Raw genomic sequence first — 13512 nt, 5'->3', positions numbered from 1 at the left:
GGGCCTTCACGTACTTCGGAAGGTGTGAATGTGCGAGCTATCCCGCGGTCATCGGCGCCGGGGCCTGGCGTCGAGCAGTTCCTCGGCGAGCAGGATCGTCCGCTCCGACAGCGTGGCGGACAGCCGCTCGACCGACTCGCCGATCCGGCCCGCCTCCCGGCGCACTCCTTCGCCCGCGGGCATGTTGTGCCGCTCGGCGAGGCCCGCGAGCCTGCTGCCGGAGACCAGGACGAGATCGGCGAGCCGCTCGCCCAGTTCGGTCAGCCGGTTCGCCGTCCGGCCCGCGCGGCGTGCCACGAGGTCTTCGGTCTCCCGGCGCAGCTCCCGGACCGCGGACCTCGACTCGTTCGTCGTCCCGGTGAGTGCGGACCTCAGGGTTTTCGTCACGTTCATCAGGGATCGACCTCCACGCGGCTAGCTCTGGAATTCAGTGTACAGCTGTACTCCGTATTCATGGAATACGAGATCTCGTATTCGTTCGCACGAAACAAAAGTGCTGAAACTGAGCGAACGTGCGTAAGCGCAAGTGGTGCCAGGTCGAACGTTCACCGGCGGCAGTCGAAAAATTTCGGAAACATGTCAATTTCTTGCGTTTTGTCTCCTGGTTGTTGCATGCTCGTACGGCTGTGGCTCCCTCCCCGCCGTCTCAAAGAAGAGAAGACGCCATGACACGTATGCGCCTGTCCCGGCTCATCGCCGGTCTCCTGGTCTCGGGGCTTTCCGTCGCCGGACTCTCCCTCGCTTCCGCCGCGAGCGGACCACCTCCCGACCCCGTTCCGGCCGCGCTCGCCGAAGTGCCGTTGACCCGCACGGTGTCGGCGAGCAGCGCGCTGCCCGGTTATCCCGTCGCGAACGCCGTCGACGGGAATCAGGAGAGCTACTGGGAATCCGCCAACAACGCGTTCCCGCAGTGGATCCAGGCCGACCTCGGCACGGTGAAATCCCTCTCGCGGATCGTGCTGAAACTGCCCGCGGGCTGGGAATCCCGCACGCAGACGCTGGCCGTGCGCGGAAGCACCGACGGCACGGCGTTCACCGACCTCGCCGTGCCGGCCGGCTACGCGTTCGCTTCCGGTACCAACACCGTCACCATCCCGATGACCGCGTCGGCCCGCTACGTGCGGCTGCAGGTCACCGCGAACTCGCGGTGGCCCGCCGCGCAACTCGCGGAATTCGAGCTGTACGGGCCGGACACCGGCGACACGCAGGCGCCGAGCGCGCCGGCGAATCTCGCGCTGACCGAACCCGCCGCCGGCCAGATCCGGTTGACATGGTCACCCTCGGCGGACAACGTCGGCGTCACCGGCTACACCGTCCATCGCGACGGGACGCCGGTCGCCACGATCACCGGCACCACGTTCACCGAGTCCAGGCCCACGGGGACCCGGGTCGAGTACTTCGTGCGCGCCAAGGACGCGGCGGGCAACGAATCCGGCGACAGCGACCACGTCGTGCGCTCCGGGACGAGCGCGGGCGCGAACCTGGCTGCGGGCAAGCCGATCGAGGCCACGTCCACGGTCCATGCGTTTGTCGCGGCCAACGCCAACGACAACAACACCGCCACGTACTGGGAATCCGCCGCGGGCTATCCGAACGCGCTGACGGTGAAGCTCGGGGTCGACGCGGACGTCGATTCGGTCGTGGTGAAGCTCGACCCGGACGCGATCTGGGGCGCGCGGACACAGAATTTCGAGGTACTCGGTCGTCCGCAGGGGACCTCCGCGTTCACCGCGCTGTCGCCGCGAGCCGACCACCGCTTCGACCCGGCCACCAACCGGAATTCGGTGGTCATCCCGGTCAGCGGACGCGCTGCGGAGGTACGCCTGCAGTTCTTCGCCAACTCCGGTGCCCCTGGCGGTCAGGTCGCGGAATTCCAGGTGATCGGCACTCCCGCGCCGAACCCGGACCTCGTCGTCACCGGCACGACCTGGACGCCGTCGAATCCGACGGAGACCAGCAGGCTCGCCGTGTCGGCGACGGTGAAGAACACCGGCACCGCGAACGCGGCCGCCACCACCGTGAACGTCAGCCTCGGCGGCACCGTCGCCGGTGACGCGGCGGTCGGGGCACTCGCCGCCGGCGAGTCCGCCACGGTCACCGTCGACGCGGGAACGCGCCCGCAGGGCACGTACACCGTGGCCGCCACCGCCGACCCGGCGGGCAAGGTGGCCGAGCAGGACGAAACGAACAACACCCACACCTCGCCGACGCCGCTGGTGATCGCCCAGTCGCCGGGGCCCGACCTCGAGGTCACCGGCATCACCTCGAACCCGCCCAATCCGGCGGCCGGTTCGGCGGTGTCCTTCACCGTCGCGGTGCACAACCGCGGCACGAGCGGCGCGGGCGCTTCGGTGACCCGGTTGGCGGTCGGCGGCACCACGCTGACCGGCACCACCGGGGCGATCGAGGCGGGCGCCACCGCGAACGTCGCGATCTCGGGCACGTGGACCGCCGTCGACGGTGGGGCGACCCTCACTGCGACGGCCGACGCGAACGGCACGGTGCCGGAGACCAACGAGTCCAACAACAGCCTCTCGCGGGCCATCGTCGTGGGCCGCGGCGCGGCGGTCCCGTACGTCGAATACGAGGCGGAAGCCGCGCAGTACCAAGGACAACTGCTGGAAGCCGACCCGCTTCGCACCTTCGGCCACACGAACTTCGCGACCGAATCCTCGGGCCGCAAATCCGTGCGGCTGGCGAATCAGGGCCAGTACGTGGAGTTCACGTCGGCGAACCAGGCGAACTCGATCGTCGTGCGCAACTCCATCCCCGACGCTCCCGGAGGCGGTGGGCAAGACGCGACGCTCAGCCTGTACGTCAACGGGACTTTCGCGCAGAAGCTGACGCTGTCGTCGAAACACAGCTGGCTCTACGGCAGCACCGACGATCCCGAAGGCCTGACCAACACCCCGCAGGCCAACGCGCGACGGCTGTTCGACGAGTCGCACGCGCTGCTGTCGCGGTCGTATCCGCCGGGCACGAAGTTCAAGCTGCAGCGGGACAGCGGTGACAACGCGGCGTTCTACATCGTCGACCTCATCGATCTGGAACAGGTCGCTCCCGCGTCGGAGAAGCCCGCGAACTGCGTGTCGATCACGGACTACGGCGCCGTGCCGAACGACGGGAACGACGACTCGGCGGCGATCCAGCGCGCGGTGACCGACGACCAGAACGGCGTGATCGGCTGCGTCTGGATCCCGGCGGGGCAGTGGCGGCAGGAGAAGAAGATCCTGACCGACGATCCGAACGTGCCCAACGGCGGCGGCCAGTACAACCAGATCGGCATCTCCAACGTGACGATCCGCGGTGCCGGCATGTGGCATTCGCAGCTGTACTCGCAGATCGAGCCGCAGAACGCGGGCGGCATCAACCATCCGCACGAGGGCAATTTCGGGTTCGACATCGACAAGAACACGCAGATCTCCGATATCGCCATCTTCGGTTCCGGCCGGATCCGCGGCGGCGACGGCGGAGCGGAAGGCGGTGTCGGTCTCAACGGCCGCTTCGGTACCGGCACGAAGATCTCCAACGTGTGGATCGAGCACGCCAACGTCGGCGTGTGGGTCGGCCGGGACTACAGCAACCTGCCTGCGCTCTGGGGCCCCGGAGACGGACTCGAGTTCAGCGGCATGCGGATCCGGAACACCTACGCCGACGGCATCAACTTCACCAACGGCACCCGGCACTCGAAGGTGGTCAACTCGTCGTTCCGCACCACCGGTGACGATTCGCTCGCGGTGTGGGCGAACCAGTACGTGAAGGATCCGTCGAAGGACATCGCGCACGACAACGTGTTCGCCCACAACACGATCCAGCTCCCGTGGCGTGCCAACGGGATCGCGATCTACGGCGGCTACGGCAACAAGATCGAGAACAACGTCGTCCACGACACGATGAACTACCCGGGCATCATGCTGGCGACGGATCACGATCCGCTGCCGTTCTCCGGGGAGACGCTCATCGCGAACAACGCCCTGTACCGCTGCGGCGGCGTGTTCTGGGGCGAGCAGCAGGAGTTCGGCGCGATCACGTTCTTCGCGCAGGGCAAGGACATTCCCGGGGTGGTCCTGCGGGACACGGAGATCCACGATTCGACCTACGACGGTGTCCAGTTCAAGACGGGTGGCGGCGTCGTGACCGCGGCCCTGACGAATGTCAAGATCGACAAGTCGAACAACGGCGCCGGCATCCTCGCGATGAGCGGCGCCCGCGGCAGCGCGACCTTGACGAACGTGACGATCACGAATTCCGCGAACGGCGACATCGTCCGGGAGCCGGGGTCGCAGTTCGTGATCAACGGCGGGCCGGTGCCGGCGGTGATCTCGCCGGGCCGCCGTACGCGGTAAGCCGTAAGTGATTCAGGGGCCGGAACGGGAGACCGCTCCGGCCCTGGTTCACGCCTGGGGGCTCAGACCCGCGACGGCCAACCGGAACAGGCGGTCCGCCTGCACGGCGGGATCCGGGTAGTGCTCGGTGGCCAAGACGATGCCGACGATCAGGGTGATCAGGTCGGCGACCGTGACGTCCCGAGACACCACGCCGTCCCGTGCGGCCCGCCGCACGAGCGGATCCCCGGCTTCCTCGATGGCGGCGGAACAGGAGTTCTCGTGCTCCAGGGGACCGTCGTAGGCGAGCGCGGCCGCCAGGCCGCGGGCGGAGACGCAATAGGCGACGACCTCGTCGAGCCAGGTCAAGAGCGCTTTCCGGCTGTCGTCCTCGCCGGTCAGTTCGACGGCGCGGGCGCACAACGCCGCGATCCGGTTCGCGGAGACCGCCTCCAGCAGCGCCCGCCGGGTGGGGAAGTGGCGCCGGACGGTCGCCGAGCCGACGTTGGCGGTCCGCGCGATCTGCTCCAGGGAGGCGCCGGAGCCGTGGGCCGCGACCTCCTCCTCGGCGACCGCGAGGATGCGCGCGTAGTTGCGCCGCGCGTCGGCGCGCCGGCCGTCGGACATGTCTTCACCTCGGAGTTTGCGTAAGTGGCGGGCCCCGCCATATTGTAGCGGACGATAAGTGGCGGGCCCCGCCACTTAGTCGACCGAAGGAGCCTCCATGTCCCCATCACCCGTTTTGGTCACCGGCGCCACCGGCAGGCAGGGCGGTGCGACCGCTCGTGCTCTGCTCGCGGCCGGTGTTCCCGTCCGCGCGCTGGTACGCGACCCGGCGAGGGCGAAAGCCGTCGAAGCGCTCGGCGCCGAACTCGTCGTCGGCGATCTCCACGACATCGATTCCGTGATCCGGGCGGCCAAGGGCGCCCGCGCCGTCTTCTCGGTGCAGATGCCGGGCATGAACGCCGACGGATTCGACTACGCCGGCGAGGTGACCCAAGGCGTCAACCTCATCGAGGGCGCCATGGCGGCCGGGGTGCCGCAATTCGTGCACACCTCCGTTTCGGGGGCCGGCCAGCACATCGAGGCGGACGGATGGGCCGAAGGGCGCTGGGCGGTGATGGAACCCACGCTGGGTGCCAAAGCCGCGATCCAAGACCGTCTCCGCGAAGCCGGATTTCCTCAGTGGACCCTGCTGAAGCCGGGTTTCTTCATGGAGAACTTCCTGCCCGACATGAAGTTCCTCTTCCCGCGCGGGGTGGACGGCGGTCTGGTGAGCGTCATCAAGCCGTCGACGTCACTGTCACTGGCCGCCGTCGACGACATCGGCACCGCGGCCGCCGCGGTCATCGCCGAACCGGAGCGGTTCACCGGGGTCGAACTGGAGCTGGCGAGCGACTTCCTGACCATGGCGGAGATCGCCGAGGTCCTCTCCGGCGTGCTGGGCACCCCGCTGGCGGCACCGGACATGACCGTCGAGCAGGCGGTCGCCGCCGGGATGCCGCCGATGGGTGCCTCGCACGAGTGGCTGAACGTGGTCGGCCAGCCCGGACGTCCGGAATACGCGCGGGAACTCGGCCTCCCGCTCACCGGATTCGCCGACTGGGCGCGGAAATATCTTGCGTAGTGCGTGATCGTTGAGGCATGCGCATCGAGCCTCTGCTGGACCATCTCGACCGGGAGGATCCCGGCGGCGTCCTCGGGTTGTACCTCTACGGTTCCGCCGCGGCGGGTGGGCTGAAACCGGACAGCGACGTCGATCTGCTGCTGGTCACCCGCCGCTCGCTCGGCGCATCGGAACGCGCCGGGCTGGTGTCCCTGCTGGTGCGGCTTTCGGGTTGGCGTGGCCACGCCGCCCGATTCCCGGACGCGGCGGATCGCCGTCCGATCGAACTGACGGGGATCGTCGCCGGGGACAAGCCGTCGCGCCGTGATTTCCAGTACGGCGAATGGCTTCGGGAGGCCTTCGTGCGAGGTCGTCTTCCCTGGCCAGTGGAGGATCCCGACGTCGTGATCCTCGTGGCCACCGCCCATGCGGCGCATCGCGTTCTGCGCGGCCCCGCGCTCGCCGACCTGCTCGATCCGGTGCCGCGGGAGCCGCTCCGTCACGCGGCGCTCGGCGTCATTCCCGGTCTGATGGCCGAGATCGAAGGCGACGAACGCAACGTCCTGCTCACGCTCGCGCGCATCGTCGTGACCGTCGAGACGGGCGGGATCGTCTCGAAGGACGCCGCGGCGGCGGCCGTCGCGCCGACGCTCGACGGCGACGGCCGCGCGCTGCTCCAGCGGGCGCGAGCGGGCTACCTCGGTAATGCTTCCGATGACTGGACCGGACTTTCGGCCGAGGTGGCCTCGCTCGCGCGTGCGCTCGCGGACCGGGCGAAGGGAGTTTGACAAAGCGGAACGGTGCTCCGTATGTTTGTGGAACAGTGCTCCGCTTAGTGCGGCGCCGTCTCGCAAAGGAAGAATCACCATGAGCACGTCAGTGATCTCGATCGCCCCGGTGACCCTGCCTGCCCCGGATCGAGCCGTGGATCTGCAGGTCCGGGTCTCCGCGCCGGTGACCGGCGGCGGGTTGCCGATCATCCTGCTGTCGCACGGCCAGGGCTATTCGAATCACCTGTCCTCGTTGAACGGCTACGCCCCGCTCGTGAACTACTGGGCGGCGCACGGATTCGTCGTACTCCAGCCCACTCATCTGAGTTCCAGGACGCTGGATCTGGGGGCCGATCATCCCGAAGCGCCGCTGTATCAACGGTCCCGGGCCGAGGACATGATCGGCATCCTCGACCGGCTCGACGAGATCGAGGCCGCGGTGCCGGGTCTGCGAGGGCGAGTGGATCGGAGCAAGGTCGCCGTGGCCGGGCATTCGATGGGCGGGCATACCGCGAGCCTGCTGCTGGGTGCGCGGTACACCGACCCCGGCGACGGCACGGTGGTGAACCTGGCCGAGCCACGGATTTCCGCCGGAGTGCTGCTCGCCGCGCCCGGTCGCGGCGGCGACGCCGTCACGGAATTCGTGGCGGCGAACTATTCCTTCTTCGTCAGTACCGACTTCTCCGCGATGACGACGCCCGCGCTCGTGGTCGCCGGCGACAAGGACTCCTCGGCGCATCTGACGGTCCGAGGCCCCGAATGGCATGCCGATCCGTACTTCCTTTCGCCGGGGCGCAAGACCTTGCTCACCCTGTTCGGCGCGGAACACGGTCTCGGCGGGATTTCCGGCTACGACGTCGCCGAGACCACGGACGAGAATCCGGCGCGAGTGGCCGTGCTGCAGCGGCTCACGGCGGCCTATCTCCGCAGCGAACTCTTCCCGGGTGATCCTGCCTGGCAGGAGGCCGCCGAGGCGCTGGCCGCCGAGTCCGATCCGCCGGGGTACGTCGAATCGAAAGAGGCCTAGTTGACAAGTCATATAGGTGACTAGTCTACTAGCGACATGGTTCTTTCCCGCCTCATCCTGGGGTTGCTCGCTCTCGCGCCCATGACCGGCTACGACCTCAAACGTCATTTCGATTCGACCGTCGGGCACTTCTGGGCGGCGGACAAGGCGCAGATCTACCGCACCCTCGCCCGGCTCGTCGCGGACGGGCTCGCCGAGGTCGAGACCGTCGCCGGCGCCGGGGCGCCGGACCGGCAGGAACACCGCATCACCGCCGCGGGGCGGACGGCGCTCGCCGAGTGGCTGGCGAGTGAGCCCGAGCGCCACGTCGAACGCGATCCGTTCCTCGCGCGGGTGTTCTTCGGCGCGGATCTCGACGACGACGCCTTCCGCTCCCTCTTGGTGGCACATCGTGAGGCGACCCAGGCGCGGCTGGAGCGGTTCGAACGGATGCGCGCGGAGTCCGATGCGCCTGACCGGGCGGCCCGGCTGCGAATGTCCACACTGGACAACGGAATCGCGCACCTGCGCGTCGAACTGGACTGGCTCGACGCGCTCGAGGAGGAACTCGCGTGAGTGCGTTCCCCGAGGTGCATTCCGCCGGGACGGCCACGGCGGAGCGGCCGGTGGTGCTGCTGCACGGCGGCAATGTCGCGAACTGGATGTGGGAGCCGCAGCTGTCCGCGTTCGGCGATCGGACGGTGCTCACACCGGACTTGCCGGGCTTCGGTGAACGGGTCCGCGAGCCCTGGCCGGGACTGGACGCGGTGGCGGACGACGTCGTCGCGAGAGTGACCGGGCACGGCGTCGACGGCCAGTTCGATCTCGTCGGGCTCTCCCTCGGAGCGCTCACGGCGTTGCGCGTGCTGGCCCGGCACCCGGACCGGGTGAGTTCGGCGTTCCTGACCAGTGCGCCGCTCCTGCCTGCCGGCGCCGGGATGCGCTTGTACTGCGGGGTGCAGACGGCATTCTCGCGAGCCCGCTGGTACTGGCGCGCCCAAGCCGCTGTCTTCGGGCTTCCCGAAGAGGCACGCGCCCGGTATGTCGAACATGGTCTCTCGGTGCGCCGCGAGACCGCGTCCGCGATGGCCGCCGAGGTGTGCGCGGGCGGGGTGCCCGCAGAGGTGGGCCGCTATACCGGGCCACTGCTCGCGACAGCGGGGGAGAAGGATTCCGCGGCGGTGCGGCGATCCCTCGCGGCGATCGCGCGGGCCGCACCCCAGACGCGGTCCCGGCTCGTGCCGGGGATGCACCACATCTGGAACGTGGAGGACCCCGAACTGTTCAACGGAGTCCTTCGCGCTTGGCTCGGCGGAGCCGTGGATCCGCGTCTTCTGGGCTGACCGTGTCAGAGCACCGCGATCTCCGCCCACACCGTTTTGAACCCCGCGCCGGTGGTCACTCCCCATTGGGCGCTGATCGCCTCGACCAGAGCCAGCCCTCGTCCGCGGGGGCTCGTCGGATCGGCCTTGGCCACGCGGTGCGGCCGGAGCCGGGGCCGGCGGTCGTCGACTTCGACGCGGACGACGTGCCGGCCTGCGGGCACGGAGACCCTGAGTTCGGCGACGCCGTCCGCGTGTTCGTGCGCGTTGGTGACCAGCTCCGTGGTCAGCAGTTCGGTGTCCGCGACGGTGGCGCGGCCGACCTCGGTCAGCCGCTCTCGCAACCAGGCCCGCACCTCTCCCAGCGGCGGGGCGGCCCCGGTGGGGAATTCGTAAGCCTGTCGTGTTCTCGTGATACCCACGCGTTCTCCTTAGCAGGTTTCCCAGCTTGGCCAAGAGCATGGGCGTGAGGTGAGTACCCCGGGAACACGGGATTCACACGGGGGAACTCGCGGCGATCGCGGTGACCCTGGTCTCGGCGCGCGTCCGCCCCTGTGCTCGCGGAACTGCTCCACGCTCGCCGTGCTCACCGACGACGGCTACAGGCGCCGGCCCGGATCGCCGCCGAACTGCGGACGCGGCCTGCTGACCTCGCTCGGGCACTGTCCTGAGAGGCAGTCGATTGTGCGCGCGAAGGGCTCTTGTGCCCGCGTTCCGGACTCTGGTCCTCTGACGGGGGTCATTTCACGCGAAGAGGCGGAGCTTTCGTGTTCAAGAAGATCTTCGCCGTCGTGTCGGTGTTTTCGATGGCGCTCGTGGGCGTCGCGGGGACGGCACACGCCGGGATCGTGCAGTGGTCCGACGGTTACGAATCGAATCCTCATGGCGTATGGGAGCGCGAGATTCAGGGTGGTGACGGGCATTCCTGGTTCGACATCGGTATGGGAGTGGCGCGGACCGGCAACAACGGCTGGCTCTTCGCCGACAACGGCTGGTCGGCGATGAGGACCCCGAAGTCGCTCGGCAGTTTTCCGGCGAATCGATCGAATTGTGCCGCCGCGATTCACGCCGACCCGGTCGGCGGTGGGGCGAACATCGGCCTCGAGATCTGGGACCCCGTCGGCTGGCGGAAAATATCCCACACGGTGAAGTGGATCGACGACCGGGCGGGCTATCAGCTCATCACGCTGAACAATCTCAATCTGAACGGCGTGGGTACCGTCTATCTTCAGCCGATCTACGGCAACAACGGCGGGCCGGCGAAGTACATCCGCTTGGACGACGCGATCATCCAGTGCGTCTACTGATCGAGGTCTCGCCGGGGTAACGACCATTGCGACATTCGGTGGTTGTTCGCCGTCGAATCCGGACTTCCGCCCGGCGCCGTGATCACGGAAAACGCCGAAATCTTTGGCACCTCTCACGCTGAAGAGTGAGAGGTGTCGAATCTCCTTCGGCTGGACGGCGCAATGCGGACCTGGTCCGCGTAGCCCGGATCCTCGGTAACAGCCCGTTGGGCACCTTGACACAGGGCACTCCGGGTGAAGCCCGGTTCTCGCGCTAACGAAAAGCGAAAAATTCCGTCTTCTCCAGGAGCGCACAGGAATTCCGGCTCCGGCCGGGTCTCGAAAGGGAAGTCCATGTCACGAAGACCACTGCTCGTCGTCCTGGCCGCCGTTTCGGCGATGCTCGCGTCCACCGCGGTCGCCGCCGCGGCTCCGCCGGGTGTGGACCCGGCCACGCTCGACCTCACCCTGAACGCGGGGCAGAGCACGACCGTGACCAAGAACGTGACGACTTCGGCCGTCCCGCCGAATCCCGACCTCGTCCTGCTCGCGGACACCACGGGCAGCATGGGCGGGCCGATCGGCAACGTCCGGACGAACGCCGGCGCCATCACCGCCGACGTCCTCGCCGCACAGCCGACCGCGCAGTTCGGTGTCGCCGAGTACAAGGACTTCACCGACTCGGTGCCGTTCAAGGTCAATCAGGGCATCACCGGGGACACGACCGCCGTCCAGGCGGGGATCAACCAGTGGACGGCCTCGGGCGGCGGGGACACGCCGGAGGCGAACCTGAACGCGCTCTACCAGCTCGCCACCGGCGCGGTCGCGTTCCGGCCCGACGGCACCCGCATCATCGCGTGGTTCGGCGACGCGCCGTCGCACGATCCGAGCGGCGGGCACACGCTGGCCCAGACCATCGCGGCGTTGCAGGCGGCGAAGATCCGCGTGGTCGCCGTCAACGTCGGCGCGCTCGACGCCACGGGGCAGGCTTCCGCCATCACCTCGGCCACGGGCGGCGTGCTGCTGAACAACGTCCCGGCCGGGCAGGTCTCCCAGGCCATTTTGGACGGCATCAAATCCATCGAGGTCACGGTGACCCCGAAGGTGACCAGCTGCGACCCGCAGCTCACCGTCACCAACGATCCGGGCAGCGTCAAGGTGACCAGTGGCGAGGTCGCGACGTTCACCGAGACGATCAAAGCCGCCGCCGGTGCCGCTCCCGGTACCTACCAGTGCGTCGTCGACTACCAGGTCGACGGGGTTTCGCGGGGGTACATCGAGACCACGACCGTGCGCGTGCTCGGCCTGAGCATCGACGACGTGACTGTCGGTGAAGGTTCCGGTGGCGCGCAGGTACCGGCGACGTTCACGGTGTCGCTGCTCGGCGGCCCCAGCCCGAATCCGGTGACGGTCCAGTACGCGACCGCCAACGGCACCGCGACGGCGCCCGCCGACTACGCGGCGGCGAACGGGACGGTGACGTTCGCGCCGGGACAGACCACCAGGCCGGTGACCGTCCTGGTCAACCCGGACACCGTCGACGAGCCGGACGAGACGTTCACGGTGAACCTCTCGGCCCCGTCGGGGGCCGGTCTCATCGACCCGACCGGTGTCGGCACGATCGTCGACGACGACCGTGACGGCGTCTTCTCCTGCACCGGCACCGCGGCGAACGTCCTCGGGGTGACCGCGGCACGGGCCAACCCGGCGAACCTGCCTTGTGCCGACGACAGCAGCACCGTCGCCGCCGCGACGCTCAACGCCGGCCTGATCAAGGTCGACACCAAGGTGCTGACCGCGTCGACCGATCTCACGCCGGACGACCAGTCGGAGGCTCCGGCCGCGGGCGATCGCGCGCTGGCGTCGGCCAAGATCGACAAGACGGTGATCAGCACGCTCGGGCTGACCGTCGAACTCGGCGTGATCCAGTCACAGGCGACCGCGACCTGTCAGCCATCGCCGGGCGGGCTCGCGCCAGTACTGGCGGGCAGTTCGCACGTCGCCTCGCTGAAGATCAACGGTGAGTCGATCACCGTCGGGTCGGCGCCGCTGACCATCCCGCTGGTCATCGGTTCGCTGAAGCTCAACGGCCAGACCGTGGTGAACGGCGTGGTGAAGCAGCAGGCCGTCGCGCTGGACACCGCGCTCGCGAAGATCGTGCTCGCGGAGTCCCAGGCCGACGTGCACGGAACCCCGGCGCATCCGGCGGGAAACCCCTGCCGTCGCTGAGCCGCTGAATCCCGCCGGGACGGACGCGACCTCGTCCGTCCCGGCGGGTGCGCTCAGGGAAGGGCCTTCACCGCGGCCGCGGTGGCGTCGGCCAGGAGCTTGTTGTCGATCTCGGCGTCCTTCTCCGACCGGTCGGTCAGTACCGAGATGACGATCGGCGCGCGACCCGGCGGCCACACGACCCCGATGTCGTTGCGCGTGCCGTAGGACGCCGTTCCGGTCTTGTCGGCGACCGGCCAGCCGGGCACCCCGGCGCGGATGTTCTGGTCGCCGGTGGTGCTGGCCCGCATCATGTCGACCAGGATCTTGCGTTTGTCCTCGGGGAGGGCGTCGCCGAGGGCGAAGGCGCGCAGGCTCACGGCGAGCGCACGCGGTGTGCTGGTGTCCCGGGTGTCGCCGGGCGCGGTGTCGTTGAGTTCCGGTTCGATCCGGTCGGCGTGGCTCGTGGTGTCGCCGATGCCGCGCAGGACCGCGTTGAGACCTTCGGGGCCGCCGAGTTCGCGGAAGAGCAGGTTCCCGCCGGTGTTGTCGCTGTACCGGAGGGTCGCGTCCATGACGGCGCGCAGCGGCATCCCCGTCGCCACGTGTTTCTCCGTGACCGGCGAATTCACGACGAGGTCCTTGCGTTCGTAGGTCACCGTTCGGTCCAGCTCGGCGACCGGCGTCCGCTGCAGGACGCCACCGGCGCTGAATACCTTGTGCGTCGAGGCGTAGGCGAAGCGTTCGTCGGCGCGGAAGGCGACCTCGCGGCCTGTCGCGGTGTCCACCGCGTACACCCCGAGCCGGGCGCGGTAGGCGCGTTCGAGCTGTTCGAAGTCGGCACGCCCGGTCGCCGCGACCGGTGAGGCGGCCGACGGCGGCGGTGCGGGGGCGGGTGTGGAGCATGCGGCGAGAGACGCGACCGAGAGCGCCAGCAGGGCGGCCCAGCGGCGAGAAGTGACGGACACGGTGGTTCCTTTCAAGATCGT

12 protein-coding genes are annotated in these 13512 nt (G+C 68.8%); 8 read left to right on the top strand and 4 right to left on the bottom strand.

The genetic code is table 11. The annotated features are described in order from the left end of the window. Nucleotides 1–48: 48 nt before the first annotated feature. Complete coding sequence (locus CVV72_RS12725; RefSeq protein WP_219152634.1) at nucleotides 49–393, bottom strand: hypothetical protein; 345 nt, start codon at nucleotides 391–393, stop codon at nucleotides 49–51. A gap of 272 nt (nucleotides 394–665) precedes the next feature. Here CVV72_RS12725 and CVV72_RS12720 point away from each other — a divergent pair, with 272 nt between their 5' ends. Continuing rightward, nucleotides 666–4346, top strand: coding sequence for a CARDB domain-containing protein (locus tag CVV72_RS12720; protein WP_255632661.1), 3681 nt, complete (start codon nucleotides 666–668; stop codon nucleotides 4344–4346). Nucleotides 4347–4394: 48 nt separating this feature from the next. Here the strand turns inward: CVV72_RS12720 and CVV72_RS12715 are convergent, their stop codons facing one another. Further along, entirely contained in the window at nucleotides 4395–4952 is a 558-nt protein-coding gene (locus CVV72_RS12715) for a TetR/AcrR family transcriptional regulator (protein WP_219152633.1), read from the bottom strand. A 97-nt stretch (nucleotides 4953–5049) separates the two neighbouring features. Between CVV72_RS12715 and CVV72_RS12710 the strand changes: the two genes are divergently transcribed. From CVV72_RS12710 to CVV72_RS12690, 5 genes are all read left to right on the top strand, one after another. Further along, a complete protein-coding gene (locus CVV72_RS12710; RefSeq protein WP_219152632.1) occupies nucleotides 5050–5952 on the top strand; it encodes an NmrA/HSCARG family protein in 903 nt (300 codons plus the stop codon). A 17-nt stretch (nucleotides 5953–5969) separates the two neighbouring features. Next, complete coding sequence (locus CVV72_RS12705; protein ID WP_219152631.1) at nucleotides 5970–6719, top strand: aminoglycoside adenylyltransferase domain-containing protein; 750 nt, start codon at nucleotides 5970–5972, stop codon at nucleotides 6717–6719. A 79-nt stretch (nucleotides 6720–6798) separates the two neighbouring features. Next, a complete protein-coding gene (locus tag CVV72_RS12700) occupies nucleotides 6799–7728 on the top strand; it encodes an alpha/beta fold hydrolase (protein ID WP_219152630.1) in 930 nt (309 codons plus the stop codon). A gap of 36 nt (nucleotides 7729–7764) precedes the next feature. After that, nucleotides 7765–8283 (top strand): PadR family transcriptional regulator, encoded by a 519-nt coding sequence (locus CVV72_RS12695; protein ID WP_219152629.1) that lies wholly within the window; start codon nucleotides 7765–7767, stop codon nucleotides 8281–8283. After that, nucleotides 8280–9050, top strand: a complete 771-nt coding sequence (locus tag CVV72_RS12690) for an alpha/beta fold hydrolase (protein ID WP_219152628.1) — start codon at nucleotides 8280–8282, stop codon at nucleotides 9048–9050. Before CVV72_RS12695 ends, CVV72_RS12690 begins: the two co-directional genes overlap by 4 nt. 5 nt (nucleotides 9051–9055) lie before the next feature. On the opposite strand, the gene CVV72_RS12685 is transcribed toward CVV72_RS12690, so the two are convergent. Further along, nucleotides 9056–9451, bottom strand: coding sequence for an ATP-binding protein (locus tag CVV72_RS12685; RefSeq protein WP_219152627.1), 396 nt, complete (start codon nucleotides 9449–9451; stop codon nucleotides 9056–9058). A gap of 345 nt (nucleotides 9452–9796) precedes the next feature. Here CVV72_RS12685 and CVV72_RS12680 point away from each other — a divergent pair, with 345 nt between their 5' ends. Then, nucleotides 9797–10336 (top strand): hypothetical protein, encoded by a 540-nt coding sequence (locus CVV72_RS12680; RefSeq protein WP_219152626.1) that lies wholly within the window; start codon nucleotides 9797–9799, stop codon nucleotides 10334–10336. 333 nt (nucleotides 10337–10669) lie between these two features. After that, nucleotides 10670–12544 (top strand): Calx-beta domain-containing protein, encoded by a 1875-nt coding sequence (locus tag CVV72_RS12675; RefSeq protein WP_219152625.1) that lies wholly within the window; start codon nucleotides 10670–10672, stop codon nucleotides 12542–12544. A 53-nt stretch (nucleotides 12545–12597) separates the two neighbouring features. Here CVV72_RS12675 and bla read toward each other — a convergent pair whose 3' ends face one another. Next, nucleotides 12598–13491, bottom strand: a complete 894-nt coding sequence (gene bla / locus CVV72_RS12670) for a class A beta-lactamase (RefSeq protein WP_219152624.1) — start codon at nucleotides 13489–13491, stop codon at nucleotides 12598–12600. Nucleotides 13492–13512 lie beyond the last annotated feature (21 nt).

Origin of the sequence: Amycolatopsis sp. TNS106 (assembly GCF_019330265.1) — a bacterium.
Lineage (GTDB): Bacteria > Actinomycetota > Actinomycetes > Mycobacteriales > Pseudonocardiaceae > Amycolatopsis > Amycolatopsis lurida.
This window is presented reverse-complemented; position numbering and strand designations above follow the sequence as displayed.